Origin of the sequence: Lacimicrobium sp. SS2-24 (genome assembly GCF_002201535.1) — a bacterium.
Lineage (GTDB): Bacteria > Pseudomonadota > Gammaproteobacteria > Enterobacterales > Alteromonadaceae > Lacimicrobium.
The window spans coordinates 18,239-43,814 of record NZ_NIWW01000001.1 but is presented as its reverse complement, the minus strand read 5'-3'; the positions used below and the strand labels follow the sequence as shown (position 1 = coordinate 43,814).

General features: G+C 50.9%; 18 protein-coding genes. 9 read left to right on the top strand and 9 right to left on the bottom strand.

The genetic code is table 11. The features are described from left to right. Positions 1-154 precede the first annotated feature (154 nt). The 9 genes from CCY32_RS00150 to sdhC all read right to left on the bottom strand — a co-directional run bounded on the left by CCY32_RS00150 (position 155) and on the right by sdhC (position 13,110). Complete coding sequence (locus CCY32_RS00150) at positions 155-2,710, bottom strand: acylase (RefSeq protein WP_088328340.1); 2,556 nt, start codon at positions 2,708-2,710, stop codon at positions 155-157. 323 nt (positions 2,711-3,033) lie between these two features. Continuing rightward, complete coding sequence (sucD, locus tag CCY32_RS00145; protein WP_088328339.1) at positions 3,034-3,906, bottom strand: succinate--CoA ligase subunit alpha; 873 nt, start codon at positions 3,904-3,906, stop codon at positions 3,034-3,036. Beyond that, the gene (gene sucC / locus CCY32_RS00140) at positions 3,903-5,072 is read right to left on the bottom strand and encodes an ADP-forming succinate--CoA ligase subunit beta (RefSeq protein ID WP_088329195.1); all 1,170 of its coding nucleotides are present in this window, start codon (positions 5,070-5,072) and stop codon (positions 3,903-3,905) included. The genes sucD and sucC overlap by 4 nt, the downstream gene beginning before the upstream one ends. 246 nt (positions 5,073-5,318) lie before the next feature. Continuing rightward, entirely contained in the window at positions 5,319-6,863 is a 1,545-nt protein-coding gene (gene odhB, locus CCY32_RS00135; RefSeq protein WP_088328338.1) for a 2-oxoglutarate dehydrogenase complex dihydrolipoyllysine-residue succinyltransferase, read from the bottom strand. A gap of 10 nt (positions 6,864-6,873) precedes the next feature. Continuing rightward, positions 6,874-9,696 carry a 2-oxoglutarate dehydrogenase E1 component gene (locus CCY32_RS00130; protein WP_088328337.1) on the bottom strand — a complete coding sequence of 941 codons (2,823 nt, stop codon included), beginning with the start codon at positions 9,694-9,696 and terminating at the stop codon, positions 6,874-6,876. A 200-nt stretch (positions 9,697-9,896) separates the two neighbouring features. Beyond that, positions 9,897-10,607: a succinate dehydrogenase iron-sulfur subunit gene (locus CCY32_RS00125; RefSeq protein ID WP_088328336.1), complete on the bottom strand. Its 711-nt coding sequence runs from the start codon at positions 10,605-10,607 to the stop codon at positions 9,897-9,899. Positions 10,608-10,618: 11 nt separating this feature from the next. Then, complete coding sequence (gene sdhA, locus CCY32_RS00120; RefSeq protein ID WP_088328335.1) at positions 10,619-12,391, bottom strand: succinate dehydrogenase flavoprotein subunit; 1,773 nt, start codon at positions 12,389-12,391, stop codon at positions 10,619-10,621. Next, a complete protein-coding gene (sdhD, locus tag CCY32_RS00115; protein WP_088328334.1) occupies positions 12,392-12,739 on the bottom strand; it encodes a succinate dehydrogenase, hydrophobic membrane anchor protein in 348 nt (115 codons plus the stop codon). Beyond that, positions 12,736-13,110 (bottom strand): succinate dehydrogenase, cytochrome b556 subunit, encoded by a 375-nt coding sequence (sdhC, locus tag CCY32_RS00110; protein WP_088328333.1) that lies wholly within the window; start codon positions 13,108-13,110, stop codon positions 12,736-12,738. The genes sdhD and sdhC overlap by 4 nt, the downstream gene beginning before the upstream one ends. 654 nt (positions 13,111-13,764) lie before the next feature. Between sdhC and CCY32_RS00105 the strand changes: the two genes are divergently transcribed. The 9 genes from CCY32_RS00105 to CCY32_RS00065 all read left to right on the top strand — a co-directional run bounded on the left by CCY32_RS00105 (position 13,765) and on the right by CCY32_RS00065 (position 25,564). After that, positions 13,765-15,045 (top strand): citrate synthase, encoded by a 1,281-nt coding sequence (locus CCY32_RS00105; RefSeq protein WP_088328332.1) that lies wholly within the window; start codon positions 13,765-13,767, stop codon positions 15,043-15,045. Between the two features lie 312 nt (positions 15,046-15,357). Next, positions 15,358-18,465, top strand: coding sequence for an efflux RND transporter permease subunit (locus tag CCY32_RS00100; protein WP_088329194.1), 3,108 nt, complete (start codon positions 15,358-15,360; stop codon positions 18,463-18,465). Positions 18,466-18,469: 4 nt separating this feature from the next. After that, complete coding sequence (locus tag CCY32_RS00095) at positions 18,470-19,522, top strand: efflux RND transporter periplasmic adaptor subunit (RefSeq protein ID WP_088328331.1); 1,053 nt, start codon at positions 18,470-18,472, stop codon at positions 19,520-19,522. A gap of 184 nt (positions 19,523-19,706) precedes the next feature. After that, positions 19,707-22,148: a YdbH domain-containing protein gene (locus CCY32_RS00090; RefSeq protein ID WP_088328330.1), complete on the top strand. Its 2,442-nt coding sequence runs from the start codon at positions 19,707-19,709 to the stop codon at positions 22,146-22,148. After that, a complete protein-coding gene (locus CCY32_RS00085; RefSeq protein ID WP_088328329.1) occupies positions 22,145-22,339 on the top strand; it encodes a YnbE family lipoprotein in 195 nt (64 codons plus the stop codon). Before CCY32_RS00090 ends, CCY32_RS00085 begins: the two co-directional genes overlap by 4 nt. A gap of 10 nt (positions 22,340-22,349) precedes the next feature. Beyond that, positions 22,350-22,670 (top strand): YdbL family protein, encoded by a 321-nt coding sequence (locus CCY32_RS00080; RefSeq protein WP_088328328.1) that lies wholly within the window; start codon positions 22,350-22,352, stop codon positions 22,668-22,670. A gap of 3 nt (positions 22,671-22,673) precedes the next feature. Continuing rightward, positions 22,674-23,201 (top strand): mechanosensitive ion channel domain-containing protein, encoded by a 528-nt coding sequence (locus CCY32_RS00075; RefSeq protein WP_088328327.1) that lies wholly within the window; start codon positions 22,674-22,676, stop codon positions 23,199-23,201. Then, the gene (locus tag CCY32_RS00070; RefSeq protein WP_088328326.1) at positions 23,201-24,166 is read left to right on the top strand and encodes a D-cysteine desulfhydrase family protein; all 966 of its coding nucleotides are present in this window, start codon (positions 23,201-23,203) and stop codon (positions 24,164-24,166) included. Before CCY32_RS00075 ends, CCY32_RS00070 begins: the two co-directional genes overlap by 1 nt. Positions 24,167-24,499: 333 nt before the next feature. Continuing rightward, positions 24,500-25,564 (top strand): efflux RND transporter periplasmic adaptor subunit, encoded by a 1,065-nt coding sequence (locus tag CCY32_RS00065; protein ID WP_088328325.1) that lies wholly within the window; start codon positions 24,500-24,502, stop codon positions 25,562-25,564. Positions 25,565-25,576: the final 12 nt, after the last annotated feature.

Genomic DNA, 25,576 nt, shown 5'->3' with positions numbered 1-25,576 from the left:
TGAACCCCTATAACAGTGCATAAAGAAACAAAACGCCGATTGTAACAGTTAATTTTCGTCAGAGCACCGCATGCTTGCCGCCAGCAGCTCTCAGCTGAAAACAAAACGCCGGTCTGACAACCGGCGTTTTTTATAAATGCTTAACCTTTATACATTATTCTTGTGAACTTAAGGTCAGCGTCTTAATCGCATTGGCTTCAATATCCTCTGTGGTAAAGTGAATCGGCCTTAGCTGCGGTTGCTGAGAATACAATTGCGTCTGATCTGAGTAATGGTCGGAAAACAGATTTCTGGATTGTGAATAGGTCAGAATGCCTTCTGCCTGCGGCCCCTGTTCTGTAAACGCCATCACAAACTTCCAGCTTGAACCATAAGTAATATGGTAACCCTGCCCCTCTTCACTCAATTGTGAGCCCGGCAACAGCGGATAGGTATGGCGAGGCAGAATCAGACCATCATTTGCCATGTTGGAGCGATACACATTAAAGCCCCCTTCCACATTATTGGCACCGGCCCAGGGCAAACGTATCCCGGAGGCACTACCATCAGGCAGACTGCGTTCCACAAACTGTACTTCGCCCAATGTGGCATCCACCTCCAGTCCGGCGTTCTGAATTCTCAGCATGGCCACAGCCAGTTGCTGCATAACCGTTTCGTTAACTTTGATATCTCTTGGGGTGTTGACCGGATCCTGCGGATTGAATGGCACCTGCCATTGCGGATCATTGGCAAACTCCGTCGCAAATTCACGGAACATCATGGCCCCGGCACTGTCCAGGTTCATACGCCCATCCCACATAGCCAGTGCATCACAGGCAGGTGCGATACTGACGCTCTGTCCGTCGACCAGTACGCCTTCATCTCCTCTGGCGGTACAGGCTGCCAGTAGGCTATCAAGGATTGCTTCACCCAGATAATTGCGATTATTAGTCAGCGCATCGCGCAGATCCGCGAGGGTAAATAACCCATTATCGGAACCACCTTCGGCCAGCATCTTCTGCCCCATTCTCGAGCGCAATGTCTGCTGTGTATTGGTGGTGCCATACAGTAGCGGCACATCGGTAATAGGCTCAGCGGGGTTGGTCAGCCAATAGCTGTTATTGGAGTTTTGCACAAAGTCCGTGCGTGACAATTTAGGTGCACGTTCGTACCCCATGGTGCCCTGGGAAAGGTATAAACTGGAGTTACCCGGCACGATGGGCAATCCCGCTTCCTGACTGAAACTCTGATAAAACACGTCTGATGACCAGGCACTTACCGCCTCTTCTGACAAATTGGGCACAGAAGAACCGTCGATATAAAAAGCATTGCCATCCTTGTCTGTGGCCATCGCATTGTTAAACACAATACCGGTGCGTTGCTGGAATACCTCTTTATACTCTTCGATATTGCGGGCACGGTTTAACCCCAACCAGTGATCGAAAATATCGAAATTGGGCAAATTGGCATCTTTAATGGCAAACGCCACCTTCTCACCGGTAAAGTCGGTGCCCCAGGGCAGCGCTCCCGGCACGACAATGAGCGGGCCAAACTCGCTGTAATAACTGGTTTTTTGTAGCGTTGTGGTGACACCAGGTGCCACTGCCACCTCCACTTGTATGGTTTTGCTGGTCATATCCACCGGCTCGCCATCGATCATATAACTGGTACCCGAAGCATCCGCCGGATTCAGGTTCAAACGGTGTAAAACAAAGTGATCGGCTGTCGAGAAGGTATGGGTCCAGGCCACATGCTCATTGAAACCAATATTGATAATGCCGGGCATGCCCGATAGTGAGCCGCCCACCACTTTCAGCTGTCCGGGGATTTCCGTACCAAACTGCCAAAAGCGCTGATTGCCTGTATGGGGAAAATGAGGGTTAGCGAGCAACATCCCCTGCCCGTTCGAAGTGAGGTCTTTACCCAATGCCCACCCATTTGACCCGGCTTCTGTGGGATTAGGATCAGGAATACCATTAACCTGCACATCAAACTTCATCGAATCCGGGAGCTGACCTGCGGCCGCAGGTACAGGGGCAAAGGACTGCCCCGGAGGGGCTGCAATAAACATGGCGCCGACAAAATTACTGGCGCCAGGCAACAGTGCAACCCCCTGAGCATAGGTGAGCAAATCCACGGCACTGATTGGCTGTACCCAGGGCTGTCCGGCACATCCGGGATCTATATTACTCACCCCTGTGGTAGAGAGATATTCATTGTACCCCTGCGCATATCCCTCAAGCAGTGCTCGGGTTTGTTCAGACATGTCATCATACTGCTGCTCGGCATTGTCGCGTATCCCCAACGCCTTGAAACCAAAATCGTTTATCAGGTTGGCATTGTCTTGTGTACCGGGTGTGTGAGGACCAAAAAACCGTGAACGTTGCGCGTTAAACTTAATGATTTGGTCAGCCAGAATACAGATATTGTCATTCGCAAAAGCATAGCCCACACCATATCCCAGTCCTTCCAGGTTATCGGCTTTAACATAGGGCACACCATAATCCGTCCAGGTAATGCTGGCGGCAACGGGCTCGCCGTCAGGTGCAAAGGTACTGAGCTCAGGCTGCTCGGGTAAAGGCTCAGGCTCCGGGGCCGGTGCAGGTGCGCCGGTGGGCGGTGGCGTGGGTGTTGGCAACTCAGTGCTGTCACTTCCCAGACAACCGGTAAGCCCCAGCATTGTCAGAGTGATAAGGGAATAGCGAAATCCTGCGTGTGTCGTTGATGGCATTGGCCTGTCTCCTTAACGTTTCATTAACATTCCTCAGTATGCTGTTAACTGGTCAGTCCTGCAACCACCATAAAGACGAACAACAAGACATTACCGGTGAATGTACCTAAAACCATGTTTTTAAAACTTCATCAACGTGATCGTTTAATTTTATCAAAGAGCACTGCGCACTTTCTCGTGTTCCCGGCCAGGGAACATTCAAATTCCGGGAGAACTTTAGGACGGCTTTAGTGAACCCGCGAATCGGGTGAGTATCAGGGACGATACACGCATAAAAAAACCCGCCGAAGCGGGTTTTTTGGCGTTTCACACTCAGGTGATGATTACCAACCTGTCGCTTCGCGCAATGCTTTACCAATGTCTGCCAGTGAACGCACGGTCGTCACACCAGCATCCTGCAGCGCCTTGAATTTCTCATCAGCGGTTCCTTTACCACCAGAGATAATCGCACCGGCATGGCCCATACGCTTACCTGGAGGTGCCGTTACACCGGCGATGTAAGATACCACAGGCTTAGTGACGTGATCCTTAATGTAAGCTGCCGCTTCTTCTTCTGCGGTACCACCGATCTCACCAATCATAACAATGGCTTCTGTCTTGGCATCTTTCTCGAACAGCTCGAGAATGTCGATAAAGTTAGAGCCCGGGATTGGATCGCCACCGATGCCTACACAGGTAGACTGGCCAAAGCCTTCATCGGTCGTTTGCTTGACGGCTTCATAAGTCAAGGTACCTGAGCGGGACACAATGCCAACCTTACCGGCTTTGTGGATATGACCTGGCATGATACCAATCTTGCACTCATCGGGTGTGATCACGCCCGGGCAGTTTGGACCAATCATGCGCACACCTTTTTGCGCGATATACTCTTTTACATACAGCATATCGATGGTGGGAATACCTTCCGTAATACATACGATCAGTTCGATACCGGCATCTGCCGCTTCAACAATCGAGTCTTTACAAAATGGCGCTGGTACATAAATAACAGAGGCCGTTGCACCTGTTGCTTCAACAGCTTCACGCACGGTGTTAAAGACAGGCAAACCAAGATGCTCAGTACCGCCTTTGCCGGGCGTTACACCACCAACCATTTGTGTGCCATAAGCAATGGCCTGTTCAGAGTGGAATGTTCCCTGACCGCCGGTAAAGCCCTGGCAAATCACTTTGGTGTTTTTATCAATCAAGACGCTCATGCTGCACCTCCCGCTGCGGCTACCACTTTCTCAGCTGCATCGGTCAGACTGGTAGCGGCAATAATATTCAGTTCACACTCTTCCAGTTTCTGTGTGCCCAGTTCAGCATTGTTACCTTCCAGGCGCACCACAACCGGTACATTGACGCCAACTTCTTCAACCGCACCAATGATACCTTCAGCAATCATGTCACAACGCACGATACCGCCAAAAATGTTCACCAATACAGCCTGAACATTGCTGTCAGACAGGATAATCTTAAAGGCCTCGGTCACACGCTCTTTAGTGGCACCGCCCCCTACATCAAGGAAGTTAGCCGGCGCGCCGCCATGCAGTTTAACGATGTCCATAGTACCCATAGCAAGGCCTGCACCGTTAACCATACAGCCGATATTACCGTCCAGTGCAACGTAGTTCAGTTCCCACTTGGCGGCCTGCGCTTCGCGAGCATCTTCCTGAGACGGATCATGCATATCCTGGACTTTAGGCTGACGGTACAGCGCGTTGCTGTCGATAACCAGCTTGGCATCCAGACAGTGCAGATCACCATCACTGGTAATGACCAGCGGGTTAATTTCAATCAGTGCCACGTCCAGCTCTTCAAACATCTTTGCCAGACCCATGAAGATTTTAGTGAACTGTTTAACCTGAACCCCTTCAAGACCCAGTTTAAAGGCAATTTCGCGGGCCTGATAAGGTTGCGCACCTACCAGCGGATCAACCGCTGCCTTGAGGATTTTCTCAGGTGTTTCTTCAGCAACTTTCTCAATCTCCACACCGCCTTCAGTAGACGCCATAAAGACAATACGACGAGTGGCACGGTCCACTACTGCACCCAGATAAAGTTCTTTATCAATATTGGTACAGGACTCAACCAGGATTTTGTTAACCGGTTGGCCATGCTCATCGGTCTGATATGTGACCAGATTTTTACCCAGCCAGTGCTGAGCAAACTGACGAATTTCATCTTTGGTTTTTACCAGCTTGACACCGCCGGCCTTACCACGGCCACCGGCGTGCACCTGGCATTTCACCACCCATTCACTGCCGCCGATACGTTCTGCGGCTTCTACTGCTGCCTGAGGAGTCTCAGCAGCATACCCTTCGGAAACGGGTAAACCATATTCGGCAAAGAGTTTTTTGCCCTGATATTCATGCAAGTTCATGGTGTTCTTTCCGTTTTTTGCGAAAAACTGCATATGCAGTAAGAATTTACCGAAATTCACATTCCGGCGGGTTATCCGGCACCAGCGCCGGCTCGCGGGGTCCCCCCCAGTTCGCGGCCTAATAGCAACTGAATTAAACCGCGTGCACTTAGAACAATCAGCGAACTAAGCACGCTGCTCTGCTACAACTAACCATAGCAGAGCCTGTTCTTAGGTGATGCTGCACCAGCAACATCACTCACTTCGTTACACGTCCAGCAACAGACGTGTGGGATCTTCCAGCAATTCTTTGATGGTCACCAAAAAGCCCACCGATTCTTTACCATCGATGATGCGGTGATCATAAGACAATGCCAGATACATCATTGGCAGAATTTCTACCTTGCCGTCCACCGCCATGGGGCGATCCTGGATCTTATGCATGCCCAGGATAGCGCTTTGTGGCGGGTTGATAATGGGCGTTGACATCAATGATCCAAACACACCGCCATTGGTAATGGTGAAATTACCTCCCTGCAGGTCGGCCATCGACAGCTTACCGTCACGGCCTTTGATGGCCAGATCCTTGATCCCTTTCTCAATATCGGCCATGGACAACTGATCGCAATCCCGCAGCACCGGTGTCACCAGTCCACGTGGGGTAGAAACCGCCATAGAGATATCAAAATAGTTGTGATAGCAGATGTCATCACCGTCAATAGAAGCATTCACCTCAGGGAAGCGCTTGAGGGCTTCGACAACGGCCTTAACATAAAACGACATAAAGCCTAAACGCACACCGTGGCGCTTCTCGAACGCTTCCTGATACTGTTTGCGCAGACTCATTACCGGCTTCATATTCACTTCATTGAAGGTGGTCAGCATTGCTGTAGAGTTCTTCGCCTCAAGCAAGCGATTGGCAATCGTCTTACGTAAGCGTGTCATCGGTACGCGTTTTTCGGTACGGTCAGCGGTACCGGCTACCGCAGCAGGTGTCGCCTGTTCACCTGAGGCTTTGTCACCAGACGTATTGTCTGATTTCAGATACTTTTCAACGTCCTCTTTAGTGATACGGCCGTTTTTGCCGGTCCCTTTAACTTTCGCGGCATCCACACCTTTTTCGGCTAACAAACGACGAACCGAGGGGCTGAGTGCATCGCTGCTCCCTTCCTCAGACTCGGCTTCAGACTTCTCTTCCTGTTTGCTGCTTTTTGATGCGCCAGAACCTGAGGCACCGGCGCTGAAATTCGCAATCACCTCTTCAGCGGTAACCGTGTCACCTTCTTTGGCCAGAATCTCTGAAATTGAGCCATCTGCCGGGGCGACCACTTCCAACACCACTTTATCGGTTTCAATATCCACCAGATTCTGATCTCTGGACACCGACTCACCAGGCTCTACATGCCAAGTGGCAATGGTGGCATCGGCAACTGACTCGGGTAACACAGGAACCTTAATTTCCATGTTCTCGCCCTTGCCGCTGGTGGACGCGGTTTTCTTTTCGGTGTCTTTATCGTCACCATCGCTATCATCGTCATCAGATGAGCTCTTGTCAGATGTTGAGCCTGAAGACTTACCTTCGTCCAGCTTACCAATGACCTGCTCGGCGCCCACCGTGGCGCCTTCTTCTTCGATGATTTCGCCAATCACGCCATCGGCTGGCGCGACCACTTCAAGAACCACTTTGTCGGTCTCAATGTCCACCAGATTCTGATCTCGGGAAACACTGTCACCCGGCTTAACGTGCCAGGTGGCAATAGTGGCGTCCGCCACGGATTCGGGCAATACCGGAACTTTAATTTCAATGGTCATAGTGGTCCCTTTATTTCTTTATCGATAATGCATCATCAACCAGCGCTTTTTGTTGCTGATTGTGCAATGAAACATAGCCTACGGCTGGCGAAGCAGATGCAGAGCGCCCTGCATAAGTTAATTTTGTCCCATCCGGGATAGCAGCATAAAAATGATGCTGACTGCAGTACCAGGCCCCCTGGTTCTGAGGCTCTTCCTGACACCATACCCAATCTTTCACATGTTGATAGGGCTTGATGACTTCTGCAATCTCGTCATGGGGGAACGGATACAGTTGCTCGATGCGGATAATGGCAACATCATCCTGTTCGTTTTTACGACGTTGATCGAGCAAATCGTAAAACACTTTACCGGAACACATGACCACCCGTTTCACCTTCTTAGGATCCAGATCGTCAATTTCACCGATAACATTTTTAAACTGTCCCTCAGCGAGTTCCTCTAAGGTTGACGTCGCCTGCGCGTGTCTCAGCAGCGACTTGGGCGACATCACAATCAGAGGACGGCGCATTGGACGCACCATCTGCCGGCGCAGCATATTGTAAACCTGTGCTGGTGTGGATGGCACGCAAATTTGCCAGTTGTGATCAGCACATAACTGCAAGAAGCGTTCGAGACGGGCAGAACTGTGCTCTGGCCCCTGCCCTTCGTATCCATGGGGCAACAACAGGGTCAAACCGCACAGACGGCCCCATTTGTGCTCACCGGAACTGAGGAACTGATCGATAACAACCTGCGCGCCATTGGCAAAGTCACCAAACTGCGCTTCCCAGATTGTCAGGCACCCTGGCTCTGCTGTGGAATAGCCATATTCAAAGGCCATAACGGCTTCTTCAGATAACACAGAGTCATAAATCTCAATAGGCCCCTGCTCATCTGAGACATGCTGCAATGGCATGTAGGTCTGACCATCTTCCTGATTATGCAATACCGCATGGCGATGGAAGAAGGTACCTCGGCCTGAATCCTGACCACTGATACGAATACGACTGCCTGTATCGACAATAGCGGCATAAGCCAGAAGTTCTGCACAACCCCAGTCCAGCTTTTTGTCACCGGCGATCATGGCCGCTCTGTCCTGATACAGTTTTTTCACCCGCGAGTTAAGCGCAAACTCTTCAGGGAAGTGACAGATACGCTCGCCCAGCGCCTTAATTTTTTCAACTGACAGCTTACCGTCATACTGGGTATCCCAGTCATGACCAATATAAGGTGACCAATCTACGGAATGCTCGGTCATCGGGCGCCATTCATCCACCACGCAAGCCCCGTGATCCAGCGCCGCACGGTAATCGCTGACCAGCTTCTCGGCCTCGTGTTTTTCAATGATCCCTTCCGCCATCAATTGATCAGCATAGAGCTGACGGGCAACAGGGTGCTTCTTAATCTTTTTGTACATGACCGGCTGGGTCGCACTCGGCTCATCGGCCTCGTTGTGACCATGGCGACGGTAACAAACCAAATCAATCACCACATCCCGTTTGAAGGTGTTGCGATAATCGATCGCCAGGTTGGTGACAAACACAACCGCTTCAGGATCATCCGCATTCACATGGAAAATCGGTGCCTGCACCATTTTGGCAATATCGGTACAGTATTGCGTAGAACGGGTGTCCTCAATTTTGGAGGTGGTAAAGCCAACCTGATTATTGATCACAATGCGTACGGTGCCGCCAACGGCAAAGCCCCGCGTCTGTGACATGTTGAAGGTTTCCTGCACCACGCCCTGACCGGCAATGGCCGAGTCACCGTGAATGGTCACGGGCAGTACCGCCGATCCATCTTTGCAGCCACGACGGTCAAGACGTGCGCGCACGGATCCGATCACCACCGGATTCACAATCTCAAGGTGCGATGGGTTAAACGCCAGGGCCAGGTGCACGTTACCACCAGGCGTTGCAAAGTCAGATGAATAACCGGCGTGATACTTCACATCACCCGAGCCCAGCGACTCATCATGCTTACCGGCAAACTCGTCAAACAATACCGAAGGATTCTTACCCAGTACGTTTACCAGGACATTTAAGCGGCCACGGTGCGCCATACCGATAACCACTTCTTTTGCACCGTTTGTGCCGGCATGACTGATCAGATTCTTGAGCATGGGAATCAGCGCATCGCCACCTTCCAGTGAGAAGCGTTTAGCACCTGGGAACTTAGACCCGAGATACTTTTCCATACCATCGGCGGCAACCAGGCCTTTGAGAATGCCAATTTTGGTGTCGCGTTCGAAGGTGGGCTGGGCCTGAACCGACTCAAAACGCTGCTGCAACCAACGTTTCTGTTCGGTGTTCGTGATGTGCATGTATTCTGCACCGATAGAGCCACAATAAGTCCGATTCAAAGACTTAAACAGCTCTCCCAGTGGCATGGTTTCCTGGCCAATGGCATAGGAACCCACGTTAAAGCTGGAATCGAAATCAGACTCGCTCAGTTCATGATGAGAAAGCTCAAGATCCCGGACCCGTTCCTGTTTCCATAACCCCAGGGGATCCAGGTTGGCATGTTGGTGGCCACGAAAGCGGAAGGCATTGATCAACTGCAGCACTTTGACTTGTTTCTGGTCACTGGCTGATGCGCCGGCGGGGGCTGCACTGACACGACTCATGGGCCCCATTTGCGCCATTGCGCGAAACTGCTCCCTGATCTCGCTGTGATTTGACTCCAGCTCCACACCATTTACTTTCGGTAACTGGTCGAATACTTCGCGCCACTGCTCTGAAACACTCTTCGGATCATCCAGATAGGCTTCATAGAGTTCTTCTATATAAGCAGCGTTTCCACCAGCCATGTGAGATGATTCCCACCATGCTTTCATCACGCTTTCTAGCATTTTTGTCCCTTAATCATTAAGACAGGAATTAACTATTGTTACTGGCACCCATGGTGCCATATTTCAAGTGCCACTACTGCCATAGGGGCACCTTAAATATAAGAAAATAGCCACCCGATGTCGGATGGCTATTCAGCTATCAACATACATTTATCCGCTAGTCTGCTGGTTAGGCCATGGCACTGACGGATAACTCCCAACTACACTGCGCGTTGTAACAACATGGATTTAATCTGACCAATGGCTTTGGTCGGATTCAACCCTTTAGGGCACACGCTGACACAATTCATAATACCGTGACAACGGAAGACACTGAACGCATCATCCAGTTCACTGAGTCGCTCTTCGGTTGCCGTATCGCGGCTGTCCGCCAGGAAACGATACGCGTGTAACAAACCAGCCGGACCGATAAACTTGTCTGGATTCCACCAGAAAGACGGACACGAGGTAGAGCAACACGCACAAAGAATACACTCGTAAAGACCGTCGAGCTTTTCACGCTCTTCCGGGCTTTGCAGATATTCCCTTGCCGGTGGCTTGGTGTCATTGTTGATCAGATAAGGCTTAATCTTTTCATACTGGGTGTAAAACTGGCTCATATCCACCACCAGATCACGCACCACAGGCAAACCTGGCAGTGGACGCACCGTCACTTTACCTTTGCCTAATGCTGACAACGGTGTGATACAGGCCAGTCCATTTTTACCGTTCATGTTAACACCGTCAGACCCACAAACACCTTCACGGCAAGAGCGACGGAAGGCCAGAGTAGGATCCTGCTCTTTTAACAGGATCAGCGCGTCCAGCACCATCATGTCGCGGCCTTCTTCCACTTCCAGTTCGTAGTCCTGCATGCGAGGGGCATTATCGACATCTGGATTGTAACGATAAATTGAGAACTTCAATTTCATCTTATGCTCCTCTAGTAAGTCCGGGCCTTCGGTGGGAAGGCCTCGCGCAGTTTGGGTGTCATATTAACCTGACGTTTGACCATTGATTCATCTTCAGGTCGGTAAACGCTGTGACATAACCAGTTGTCATCATCACGATCCGGATAGTCAAAGCGGCTGTGAGCGCCACGACTTTCTGTACGGAAGTTTGCCGCAACAGCAGTGGCATACGCCGTTTCCATCAGGTTATCCAGCTCCAGACACTCGATGCGTTGAGTATTAAAATCGTTACTCTTATCATCCAGACGAGCATGTTGCAGTCTTTCACGGATTTCTTTCAGCTCTGCCAGACCCTTGGCCATGGCATCCCCTTCACGGAAGACCGAGAAGTTAAGCTGCATACATTCCTGCATATCCTTTTTGATTTGCACCGGATCTTCGCCTTTACCCACCTCTGAGCTTTCCCAGCGGTTGAAGCGAGATAATGCTTCGTCCAGATCACTCTGTGAGGCATCACGCTGATCACCGATTTCATCCAGCGCTTTACCCAGGTGCATTCCGGTAGCACGACCGAACACCACCAAATCCAGCAGTGAGTTACCGCCAAGGCGGTTTGCGCCATGTACAGATACGCACGCAATTTCACCACAGGCAAACAGGCCTTTGACCACCTGATCGTTACCCTGTTCATCAACTCTGAGCGCCTGACCATCTACATTCGTCGGGATACCACCCATCATATAGTGACAGGTAGGAATAACAGGAATTGGCTCTTTAACCGGATCCACATGCGCAAAGGTACGAGAAAGTTCGAGGATACCCGGCAAACGGGATTCCAGCACTTCTTTGCCCAGATGATCCAGTTTAAGTTTAATGTGTGTCCCCCAGGGGCCTTCACATCCGCGTCCCTCACGAATTTCGGTCATCATCGAGCGGGCCACAACGTCGCGGCCGGCTAAATCTTTCGCATTTGGCGCATAACGCTCCATAAAGCGTTCGCCGTCTTTATTTAGCAGGTAACCACCTTCACCACGGCACCCCTCGGTTACCAGCGTACCGGCTCCGGCGATCCCCGTAGGGTGGAACTGCCACATTTCCATGTCCTGCAAAGAGACACCCGCGCGCAGAGCCATACCGACGCCATCACCGGTATTAATGTGCGCATTGGTGGTAGAGGCATAGATTCTGCCTGCGCCACCGGTCGCCAGCACAACGGCTTTGGACTTGAAGTACACCACTTCACCGGTTTCGATATCGATGGCGGTACAACCCACCACATCACCGTCCTGGTTTTTAACCAGGTCGAGTGCATACCATTCACTGAATACTTTGGTCTTGTTCTTCACATTCTGCTGATACAGCAGGTGCAACAATGCATGACCGGTGCGGTCTGCTGCGGCTGCAGTCCGGGCAGCCTGTTCACCACCAAATTCTTTGGACTGACCGCCGAAGGGACGCTGATACACGCGTCCGTTTTCAAAACGAGAGAAGGGTAAGCCCATATTTTCCATTTCAATAATGGCTTCAGGCCCGTTTTTACACATATATTCAATGGCATCCTGATCACCGATGTAATCAGAACCTTTCACCGTGTCATACATGTGCCATTCCCAGTTATCTTCGTGGGCATTGCCCAGCGCAACGGTAATACCGCCTTGCGCCGACACGGTGTGAGAACGGGTCGGAAAAACCTTGGAGAGCAGCGCACAGGATTTACCGGACTGAGAAATTTGCAGCGCGGCACGCATGCCAGCGCCACCGGCACCAATTACCACTGCATCAAATTCGCGAATTGGAATAGTCACTTACACACCCCACAGTACAAACAGGCCTGCCGCCACATAGACGAAAGCCATCAGGTTCAAAATAAACTGTAATGACGCGCGCAAACCCGGCGCCTTGACGTAATCGGTCAGCACCTGCCATAAACCAATGCGCACGTGAATCATGACGCTGACCAATGCCGCCAGCGTGAACACCTTTGTGCCCAGACCAGAGAAGAGATCCCGCCAGATTTCATACGTTACAGTTGGGGTTGAAACAAAAAACCAAAGCATGTACAGCGCAAAGGCCGTAATGATTAAGGCTGTGGCACGCAGGGAAACGTAATCCTGCACACCATCACGCTTGAAACTCGCCTGATTGGTAATCATATCAGTATGACTCCTACTACTATCGTCAGCACGATCCACAGGGCGATGACAACTTTAGCGCTGAGGTCACCGGACTGCAGTTCTTCCCAATGCCCCATGTCCATCACCAGATGACGCAGACCACCAAGAAGATGATAAATAAACGCTGAAGCGGTACCGATGGCAATCACCTTGCCAAGTACACCGTTCATACATTCCACCACCATCGCATAGCCCTCAGCAGAAGATACTGATACCGCCCAGGCCCAGATCACAAAGATCAGAGCGAAAAACATGGCGACACCGGTGATCCGATGCAAGATGGACGAAATAGCAGAAGGAGGAAAACTAATCGTATTAAGCTGTAGATTTACTGGTCTTTGTTTTTTCACGATTTGTTGCCCGTTTTACCCTGTAGGGTTTGAATTTTTATCGCTGTTAACCCGACTTTGCGCTGGATTAACACCTTAAGGATTCAAGCCGTCGTTTTTGAGTGACGTGGTGACATGCCATTTGTTAAAAAAATGCTACAAACACCGATACTTAAACGATGCAAAGTATATCCAGCCAAATGCATAATTACAATTTTTGTTACAAGGGAATCCGCCCCTGGCAGCATATAAACACATCAGTCGCGCAAAATTCACTCAGTGGTTTTTTCAGTCCATGCCATTTTGTTCACAACATCCTGTTGTCTGATAAAATAGTCAACAGACGCCCGTCGGGATCAGTGACCGAACGAACACAGCGGTGCTGTTTCGATGCCGGTGTAAAAAACATGAAACACACTGGTTTACGCTTAGGTGCTGTTAACACCGGTACAGCATAGCCTCATACGATGGGGCGATAACACTGGACTTTAGTTGAATAGATATCGAGCGAAAACGCATTAAAATTGACTTGAGCAGCTAATATCAGTACAAATAGCCGCACTTTTTATGCCTATGTGAGAATTTTCCGTTAATCCGGCAAGCGTTTCTCAGCGTATGCAAAGAGCTGAAAACTTCCATTAAACACCACAGAAGCAATCTGAAGGAGAGCATCTTATGGCAGATCAAAAAGCCATCATGAAGGTAGGTGATAAGGAAATCGAACTTCCTATTTTATCCGGAACTGCAGGTAACGACGTTATCGACGTCAGACCCCTAGGCGCTAATGGCTATTTCACTTTCGATCCCGGCTTCATGGCGACCGGTTCCTGCGAATCGGATATTACCTATATCGATGGTGCCAACGGGGTGCTGCTACATCGCGGATACTCTATTGAAGACTTGGCCCGCGACGCTGATTATCTGGAAGTGTGTTACATGTTGCTGCACGGTGAGGCACCCAATGCCGAGCAATATGCTGAATTCAAACACACCATCACTCGCCATACTCTGGTTCATGACCAGGTAAATAATTTCTTCCGTGGCTTCAGACGGGACGCTCACCCCATGGCCATGCTGTGTGGCACTGTAGGCGCTATGGCGTCCTTCTATCATGATGATCTGGATATCACCGATCCGGAGCAACGTATTCGCAGTGCCTATCGCCTGGTGGCGAAAATGCCGACGCTGGTCGCCATGTGTTACAAATACAATGTTGGTCAGCCGTTTGTGTATCCGCGCAACGAACTGTCCTTTGCAGAAAACTTCCTTAATATGATGTTTTCTGTTCCGGCTGAACCCTACAAATCCAGTGAAGCGGTTATCCGTGCCATGGATCGCATTTTCACACTGCATGCCGATCACGAGCAAAATGCATCAACCTCAACCGTCAGACTGGCAGGTTCTTCAGGCGCCAACCCTTACGCCTGTATTGCTGCCGGGGTAGCCTCTTTGTGGGGACCGGCACATGGCGGCGCAAATGAAGCGTGCCTTAACATGCTTGAGGAAATCGGTTCGGTGGATCGTATTCCTGAGTTCATTGAACGTGCTAAAGATAAGAATGACCCCTTCCGCCTGATGGGTTTTGGTCATCGCGTTTACAAAAACTACGATCCCCGTGCAACAGTCATGCGTGAAAGCTGTCACGAAGTGCTGGCTGAGCTGAACATCAAGGATCCATTGCTGGATGTGGCCATGGAACTGGAGCGCATCGCTGTCAGTGATCCGTACTTTAAAGAGAAGAAGCTGTTCCCGAATGTGGACTTCTACTCCGGAATTGTGCTTAAAGCCATTGGTATTCCTACCAACATGTTTACCTGTATCTTCGCCCTGGCACGCACTGTAGGCTGGATCTCTCACTGGCACGAAATGCTGAGCCAGCCCGGCCAGAAAATTGGTCGTCCTCGTCAGTTGTACACAGGTCATGCTCAGCGTAAATTTAACCCGCTGAAAAAATAACACTCTGCCCTAAAGGCAATCACGTGTTCACAATGCCGGTCAGTGTCACTGACCGGCATTTTTTATGTCTGATGGCTGATAGCTATACGTCCTTTCCCCATAGCAATCTCCCCGGTCCTTTTTTGCAGCCACTCTCCCCCTGTGACCCAGAGTGAAAATGTAACGCTACACCGCGCAGATATTGCTACCTGTAACAGAGTATTAACCACGCCATTTTTCACCCCGGAATTTTAGTCAGTGAGCGCAAAGTGATAGAAACGAACGCTTTTGAGGCTAGGCTCTTGTCAACTTCAGAAAAATGCATTCATGTTTATGAACCTGACCCGAACAAGTATAAAAAATCCGGCCGCTCTGTTAGTGATCATGACCCTGTTATTGGTGTTCGGAATGATGTCCCTGTTTTCGCTGCCAATACAGCTGATTCCGGATATTCAACAGCCGCAGATTAATATTGCCTCCGGATGGCGTAATGCCGCACCGGAGGAAGTGGAATCTGTCATCATTGAACCTCTGGAGAATGCGGTTCGCAGTGCGCCGGGTGTAGTCGAGACCTCAACCAATATCAGACGGGGATTTGGTAACATTACGCTGACCTATGAGGTTGGCACCGATATGCAGGCCGCCATGCTGGAGGTGATTAATCGTCTTAATCAGGCGCCACCTTTGCCTGTCGATGCACTTGATCCGATTATCAGTGCTGGAGGTGGCGGTCAGGGTGGTCTTGCCTCTGCGGCTTCCTTGCTGGTGAGAACCACAGATGATAACCCCGTCACCGATATTTCCGTTTACCAGAAGCTGATTGAAGATCGGATTGAACCCCGCCTATCCGCGATCAACGGCGTCGCTCAGGTTGATCTTAACAGCAGCAGACCCGAGCAAATACGTATCACTTTTGATCCTCGCAAGGCTGCCGCGCTGGGGATATCCATCAATACCATTCGCAACCGTCTGGCCGGTGCAACAGACAGCTCTGGTGGTTTTGCCGATGTGGGACGACGTCAATATACTGTGCGCTTTGCTGGCCAATACCAAATCGAGCAAATTGGTCAGCTCATCATCGCCGAGGTGGACGGTGTGCCTGTGCACCTCAACGATATTGCCGTTGTTGAACGTACACTGGCTGATAGGAACGGCATCACCCTGAGAAACGGTGCACCGGCGTTTTATATCACCATCCAGAGAAACAATGGTGCCAATACCGTGGCTCTGGTAGATGAAATCAATGTCGCCATCCAAGAACTCAATCAGGGTGAGCTGGCTGCGCACGGTCTGCAAATCGATTTGAGCTTTGATTCCTCGTTGCATATCCGTAATGCACTGACCCTGGTGAAAAGTAACCTGGGGCTGGGCGTTATCCTGGCACTCGCGATTTTGTGGCTATTTCTACGCAACTGGAAAGCAACGTTCATCATTGCCCTGAGCATTCCCTTCTCCGTGATGCTGGCACTTTTAGCGCTCAATCTTATGGATCGCACCATCAATGTCATCTCTCTCGCGGGCATTGCCTTCGCGGTAGGACTGGTGCTGGACGCCGCCATCATCGTTCAGGAAAACATTGTACGGTTAAAAAACGAAGGGCTGGAAGACAAAAAAGCGGTGTTAAAAGGTGCCACACAAGTCACCGGGGCGCTGTTTGCCTCTACCGCAACCAGTGTCGCTATCTTCTTACCCATATTGACCATGCAGGGTATTGAAGGCCAGTTATTTTCCGATCTGGCCCTGACACTCTCGGTAGCGGTGGTGGCGTCAATGTTGTGCGCCATTACCATTGTCCCTCTGGTGAGCAAATTTGCCTTAAGTAAACAGGTTGATCACCAGGACCCATTGCAGCGCTACTGGGACAAGCTCTCCGCTAAAATCATGCAGCTGACCGACAGCCACAGCAAACGTCTAGGGTGGGTCGCCTCCCTGATGTTGGGCTCTGTGGTTATTATCGGTCTAATGCTGCCTAAAACCGACTTTATGCCCAGGGCACCCATCGACGGATTTTTCTATTCTTTCAATCTGCCTCCTGGTGGCAACATCGAATACCTGGAACGAGAGCTGGCGATGCGGGTAAAAGAGCGTCTCGCTCCTTACCTCAATGGCGATAAACAGCCCGCTATCAGGAGTTATAACTTTTACACCTTCGGTTCAAACGCCAGTGGCGGTTTCATCTATGCAGCGGACCCCACCAAGGTAGAAGAGCTGATGACAGAAATACGGACTCAGGTCTTTACCGAACTGCCGGATACCCAAACCTTTTTATTCCGCGGCTCCATGATCAATGTAGCAGGTGCCGGAAATGGACGCTCTGTGAATATTGATTTGCAGGGTCCGGATCTCGGTCCACTGATGCAAACCGCCGCCGCAGCCATCACAAGGATTAATGAGGCCATGCCTGGCGTCAGCGCCCAACCTGTGCCCGGACTTGCCCTGACAGAGCCCGAGTTACGACTCATCCCTGATGACAGACGTCTCAGCGACGTGGGTCTGACCCGCGCAGAAATGGGCAACATTATCAGGGCCATGACCGGTGGGCTGTTTGTCAGTGAATATTTTGACGGCAATGACAGAATGAACGTCATTTTACGCGCCGAAAACTGGCAGCACCCGGATCAACTGGCTGCACTGCCTGTGACGACGCCTTTCGGAGGGACTCAGATTCTGAGTGAGCTGGCACAGGTAACCCGCACCGTCGGCCCCAGCAACTTACGCAGAATCAACGGGCAGCGCACAGTCAGTCTCATTCTCAATCCGCCTGAAGAGGTCTCATTGCAGGAGATCATGGCGACGCTGGAAGAGCAGGTGCTGCCTCTGATACGCAGTGAACTACCTGCTGATGCCAGCTTCCAAATCAGCGGTAACGCCAACCGTATGAACCAGGCCATTGACGATATGCTGCTTAACTTTGTGCTGGCCATCTTCATTCTGTTCCTGCTGATGACGGCCTTATTTAAGTCCGCCAAAGACAGTTTGCTGGTGTTAAGCGTGATGCCCATGGCTATGGCTGGAGGGGTCATCAGCCTGTGGGTATTGAACCTGTTCAGCTTCCAGTCTCTGGATCTGCTCACCATGATTGGCTTCATTATCCTGCTGGGACTGGTGGTCAACAATGCCATCTTATTGGTGGATCAAACCAGACAGAGCCAGCAGCAGGGCTTGTCCTGCCGCGATGCCACAGAAAAAGCCGTGAGTATCCGAGCCAGACCTGTATATATGAGTACCCTGACCAGTCTGTTTGGCATGCTGCCACTGATGCTGGTACCAGGGGTGGGTTCAGAAATTTATCGGGGGCTGGCAACGGTCATCGTCGGCGGTATGGCCGTCAGCGCCCTGTTCACACTGATATTAATGCCAGCCTTGCTGCGCCTGGGCGAATCCAGACAGGGCAGCTCAAAAGAAACGCTTCACTCGTTAACCGAACTTCACGCGGAGTAAACCCATGAAATCTTTTTTAAAAGTCGCTGTTATCAGCCTGGCCATCAGCACAAGCCTTCACGCCGCTGAGCCAGAGCGCGTTATTCCGGTGGCCGTTGAGCAAGTCGAGGAACTTCAGGCCAGTCCCATGATGGAGTTTATCGGCAGTGTTTTCAGTCGTCACAATGCCCAAGTCACTGCGGGTGTTGGGGGACAGCTTCAATGGGTGGCAGAACCTGGCACACACCTCAATGCAGGAGACACCCTCGCACAAATCGATCCTGTTCCGCTGAAGCTTCAGCAACAGGAGCAGCAAGCCAGAATCAAGCGTGCGCGTATCGAAATGGATTACCTGCAAGGCGAAACCTCTCGCCTCGAGGCTCTTGCCCAACAACACAGTGCTTCGGCGTTCGAACTGGCCCAGATGCGCTCACGACTGGCGATGGCAGAATCAGACCTGGATATCGCTCAGGTGCGCCTGGCACAAATCGAAGATCAATTGCAACGCACCACCATCATCGCCCCCTATGCCGGTGTGATCACCGAGCGTCAGCGTGAAGCAGGTAGTGACGTTAACCGCAGCGATGTTTTAGTCACCTTGCTGGATACCGAGCAACTGGAAGCCCGCGTTCAGGTACCGGTTAAATATCTCGCTGCACTGCGCCAGCAACAAGAGGTCATGCTGCATGACAATCACAACCAAATACTGGCCTCAATAAGCGCAATTATCCCCAGCGCCAACCTGCGTTCGCAATCCATAGAACTTCGAGCCACCCTGCCCGCACATAACCCCGCAAACTGGACAGCGGGTCAGCATATCCGTGCCAGCCTTGGTGTAACATCCGGTGAGAATCGGCTCAAAGTGCACCGGGATGCTCTGTTATTACGCCAGGAGGGAACCTATGTGGTGGTGGTCGATGAACAAAATGTGGTGCACCGGAAAAAAGTGGTGGTGGGTCCTGGCGATCAGGACTGGGTCAGCATTGAAGGCGACGGACTCAAAGCTGGCGATCGGGTTGCCACGCGCGGTGCTGAGCGACTTACAGAAGGTCAGCGCGTGACGATTACCAACAGTTAATATTCGTTGGCAATCCCCTGCAGCGTGATAATCTACTAGCTTCTACTGTGGCCCGCTCGGGCGCAGTAAAAAACAGTGCTAAGGTAAGGTGTTATCAGTGTGTATCGATAGCACCTCAGCATCGGTTAGGATTAGACCAAGGGGGTAAGATCTGAGTCATTTCATCAAAGCTATCCTTGCAGGGATGGCACTGCTGCTGGTCATTATCACAATGCTATGGCTGGCGCGCGTGCCTTTGCTAATAAGCGTTGCCAACCATTATCTTGAGCCCCGAAACCTGTCCTTAACGTGTCTCGATTTTCACCTTGAAAGCCTTGATGACGTGGTAATAGAACATCTGTGCCTGAACACCCCTGATGCCAGGGTAGCAGTAACCGACGCCCACTGGGCTGGCTCTGCCAATAAGCTGAAAATTAAAACGGTCAGCGTAGATCACACCCCTCAGGCTGGCAGCGCTTCACCGACAGACCAGCCGCTGCGCTGGGACATCCCCGAACTTCCGCAGATCGACATTGACAGCCTGCACCTGAACAGTCCGCTGCTTAAACACAAGCTGACGTTTTCACTGCAATACCGTCAGCCCCAATTAAACGTGCAGGGGCCGGTCATGCTCGCTGCAACACTTGAAAACAATCTGCTCAGAGGCTCACTGTCCTGGCGCCCCCGGGATCTGGGTACCTTTATCGACCTGCCTGAGACGCTTGACCCTGCGCTGCTGGACAGCCCCATCCAAAGTGACTGGCGTTTTGACGGTCAGCACCTCAGCAGTGAACATCAACTGGCACTCAACCAAGTATTCACCCTTCCCAAAACAGAGACCGCTGACGCCTGCACCCTGGCGCTCACTGCACAGGGACGCCTCAGCATCGACCTTAACCTGCTGGGCTCCGATGTATCCCTCGACGCGTCGGCGCTACCTGTTAATGCGAATGTGCAGCAATGTGCCCACAGGCTCCCCGAGTTGCCTGTTCCTGGTTCATTGGAGCTAATTCAGATTCGGATTCCAGAACCGGTGCGCCTAAGCAAAAAACAGCTGCACATTCCGGTTCTGCGGATAAGCTCAGACTCACCCCTTGAGGCCGTGATTGAGCTAAATGGGATTGAGTCAGACTTTAGCCATCTCAGCACCAATTACCAGCTAAGTGGCAACCTGAATTCAGCGAAGTTCAGCGGAGGTGGTCACGTCAGTCTCAGCGAACTCAGTGGCATCAGCAATATGGATGCACAGGCCATCTCGCAGCGCCTTAACCTCAGCGCCTCTTCTTATCATTTATATATGCCCAAATGGCAGCATGAGCAGGTATCACTGAATGACCTGAATCTTGACCTCGATGCAGAATGGAAAGCTGATACTGGGCTGCACGCTGTGCTCAAGGTTACTGCCGAGGGCATTCAGGAACAGACCCGTCTGGGTAAAAAACTGCAACTTACATTCAATGTCACGGCTAAGGACATCGACCGTGCTGAGGGCACGTTGCAGGCGAATATCAAAGAGTTCAGTCAGGACAATGTGCGTATTCAGGGGATCAAGCACCAGAGTCAATGGCGCTATGCAGACCAGCAACTCTCGCTCACCGGCAACACCTCAGCGCAAAGTGTGCGGGCGTTAACCGTCGATATCAGCCAACCGCAACTGATGCACCAGGGGCAGATGTCAGTCAGCAAAGACACGCTGGCAACACTGCCAGAGAGCCTCAAGTCCGCTCATACATTGACATTACCCTCCGGTTTTAATGGCGAACTGACGCAGCAGGGGCAGACTATCTGGTTGAATATCCCGTCTCAGCCCTATAAACGACTCAGTGCGCCATTGAAAAAAGCGCTACCCAAATTTTTACCCGGAAGCGGAGAGTTCAGTGCCAATCTCAGTTATCGCTTAGATACCGGAAAGACCCAGGCTCAGGTCAATTTAAGTGATATTGACTTCGGTTATGCCACTTATCTGGTAGAAGGCGTAAATGCGAAGGTGAATGTGCAAGCTGATTCAGGCCAGCTTCAGATTGCACCCACTACCCTGAGCATAGACAGAGTAGATACCGGCATCGATGTTCGCGATATCCGTGCCCGCATCGCATCAGACAACGACACAGTTTTTATGCAAGAGATCAACGGCAAGGTCTTTGACGGTCAGTTTACCATCGACAAGGTTGAACTGACTGACGCATCCCAGACCAGTGTACTGAGTCTTAATAATCTGGACATGGCCCGGATTCTGGCATTGCAGCAGGAAACCGGTATTGATGTACAAGGACGAATCAGTGGTAAGATTCCACTTAAGATCGAACACAGGCAGGTAGAAGTGAGCAACGGTACCCTATTCAACCTGAATAAAGGACAGCTGCGCATTACCGACAACGCCGCCTTTGCGTCACTTAAACAAACGCAGCCACAACTGGCGCCGGTGTTATCACTGCTACAAAACCTGGAATTCAACCAGTTAAAATCCGATGTCAGTATGGATAAAGAAGGGCTGGTGAATCTGAAAATGCAGATAAAAGGACACAACCCTGATAAGAAACAGGATGTGAATTTTAACTACAGTCATGAAGAAAACGTGTATACCCTCCTCAGGGCTTTGCGCCTGGGTGATGAAATACAAGACAAACTGGAGCAAGGAATAAAATGAGGATAACAACGCAAACTCTCTGCAGCGTTTTACTGCTGGGACTTCTCATCGGTGGCTGCACCCACAAGGTACAGGTAGAAACCAAAGAACCCATTACCATTAACCTGAATGTGAAAGTTGACCATCAGATTCGGGTAAAAGTTGATAAAGAACTGGATGAGCTGTTCAGTGATGACAGCGAATTATTCTAAGGAGCGCGCCATGAAAACATTACAACGCATTTTGTTACTGCCTCTATTGCTGCTGGCTTTTCACGCGGTGGCCATTGAACTGGATGACGCCAAAGCGCAGGGACTGGTTGGTGAACGCGTCGACGGTTACCTCGGCATCATCAAAGAGGCCGAGGGTGTATCGGAACTGGTTGATGATATTAACGGCAAACGCAAAAGCAAATATCAGCAACTGGCAAAACAGAACAATCTCGAGTTAGCTCAGGTTGAAGCCCTGGCCGGGAAAAAAGCCATCGAGAAAACCCAGGCGGGTCACTATGTCCTTCTCGACGGCGAATGGGTTAAGAAATAGGCTATGCAAACCCAGGTTCTTTTATTGCTTGTTGTGCTTGGATTGTACTTCCTGAGCGGCGCTGCGATTCGCATTTTTATGCGCCGGGTGGTGGACACCAAAGAAGCTCCGAACAAGCGCAAAGCACTGATTAAGAAAGTGCTGGGGATTGTTCATCTGATGGTGTTCATCTTTGCTGCGCTGATGGTACTGGGAATAGACTACTCCAACCTGGTGGTGTTTTTATCTTCAACTTTCGCCATTCTCGGCGTCGCCCTGGTTGCCCAATGGTCCATTCTCAGCAATGTCACGTCGGGTATCCTGATTTTCTTTAATTTTCCGTACCGGGTCGGCGATCGCATTCGCGTCGCCAACAAAGACTTCGAGATGGTGGGTGTGATAGAAGAAATCAGTACATTTCATGTGATGATCAGAAAAGACGAAGGGGAGCTGATTACCTATCCTAACAGTCTGATTTTACAGACCCCCGTGATCAAGCTGCCTATGACTCAAAAACGCGTACAAAAACCTGAGCAACCGGAGTCCGATTGATGCTGACCAGAAGACTGTCCCTTGGCACTCTGCCAACACCCGTTGAGCCCCTTCAACGTCTCAGTGAACAGCTTAACGGGCCACCATTGTGGATAAAGCGCGACGATCTGACCGGACTGGCGCTGGGCGGCAATAAAACCCGCAAGCTGGAGTATATTCTGTGCGACGCCATGGATATCAAGGCCGACTGCATTATAACCGCCGGCGCCATTCAGTCTAATCATTGCCGTCAGACCGCTGCCGCTGCGGCCAAACTGGGACTGGAGTGCCATCTGGTTCTCGGCGGCCAGGCCCCTGAGCACTGCAATGGCAACCTGCTGTTAGATCAATTGTTCAATGCCCGGGTTCACTGGGCCGGTGAAAAACGCAAGGGCGAAGACATTCCTGAGTTGGTCAAACAGCTAAAGGCTCAGGGTAAAACACCTTTTGTGGTGCCTTATGGCGGCTCTAATGTGAGTGGCGCGCTGGGGTATGTGAATGCCATGTCGGAATTACAACAACAATGTACTGAACCGTTCAGCCACATTGTTTTTGCTTCTGCCTCCGGCGGAACCCATGCCGGTATGCTCAATGGTGCAAAACTGTGCAATATGCAAACCCAAATATGGGGAATTCGCATTGATAAAAGTGAATCTGAGGGGCAAAGCTTTGCACAACGTGTACTTGAGTTAACCAACGACACTGCTAAGCACCTTGGCCTGTCTTCTTTCGCCACTGAGGCGGTGCACCTTAACGCTGACTATCTGGGAGGCGGTTATGCCGTGGTGGGAGAGGCTGAACGCCATGCCATTAAAACCCTGGCACAGGTGGAAGGCATTTTGCTCGACCCTGTGTATACCGGCCGTGCCTTTGCCGGATTACTGGATTTGTACCGTCAGGGTGCGTTTGCTGCCGACGACAAGGTGTTGTTCTGGCACACAGGTGGCAGCCCCGCCTTGTTTGCCTACAATGACAGCCTGGTTTAATTCTTATCATACCATTTGGCCTCAACGCCTGAGGCCATAGTTTGACCCAGGCTTTTGCTGACTCAGGCAATCGCCCATCGTATTTGCTTACAATTCTTCACTACGTCCCTTCCCTGTCTCCCTCTATGATTGACCTATCCTTCAGCAAGAATTTTGAGTTTCGTCATACATTGGTCAGATTGAACAACTCAAGTGGTGTAATTCCCCACACCCAAAACAAGAGAAAGGCTATCTCATTGATTTAAATGGACTTTATATCTGGCACAGGCTATGCAAATTCAATGCTAATGAACCACCTAATTTTGCTTTAACTTACATCAGGAACTCAGGGACATGAACAGCAACCTACTTAAATCCACGATCGCCCTTTCACTACTGACCTGTGCCAGCCTGCTCAGCGGGTGCGGCGGGGCCGACGCCAAAACCCAGACTGAAGCTAAACAAGAGGTTCTTGCCATTCCGGTGGAAGTGGCTCAACTTAGCAAGGGTGAAATATCCTCGGCCTATAGCACCACCGCCATTCTGGAAGCGAAGGAAGAAGCGTTTGTGGTGGCACGGGCCTCTGGCATTATTCGCGAAATACTGGTTGAAGAAGGGGATTATGTTGAAAAAGGCCAGGCCCTTGCCCGTCTTGAGACCGAGCGTTATCAGCTTAACCTTGACCGGGCTCAGGCGAACCTGACCAGTATCGAGAAAGAGCTGAAAAAAGTGCGCGACATGTATGCCAAAAAACTCATCAGCGCAGATGCCTTTGACAAGCTCAGCTCCTCCTACGATGCTGCTAAAGCAGACCTTAATCTGGCCCGCCTGGATTTGGCAGAAACCACCATTACAGCCCCTATCTCAGGTTATATTGCCGAACGCAACGCCAAAGTCGGAAACCTGACGGAGTCTTTTCAGCGTGAACGGATGTTCCACATTGTTCAGCAAAAAGACCTGTACGGTGTTGTGCACTTGCCAGAAAAAGAGCTGCCTCGAGTACATAAAAATCAGGCTGCCGCCCTGGCCATTACCGCACTGGGTGAGCAACAGGTTGATGCCTATGTAGAACGTATCAGCCCGGTTATTGATGCGCAGACCGGTACTTTTAAAGTCACCCTGCGTGTACCCAATGCGCAGAACCAGCTCAAAGCCGGTATGTTTGCTCAGGTAAACCTCAACTACGAAACCCACCAGGATGCGACCCTGCTCCCTCGTCGCGCAGTACTGAACATTGACGACAAGACCTCGGTGTTTGTGGTCAAAGACGGCATTGCCAGCAAACAAGAAGTCCTCACAGGCTTTAGCGAGGGTGACAAAGTGGAAGTGCTTGAAGGCCTCAATGGCGATGAACAGGTGGTGATCACCGGTCATCACAATCTTAAGGATCAGGCGACTGTTGAAGTCGTAAACGGCTAACCCTCAAAGGCT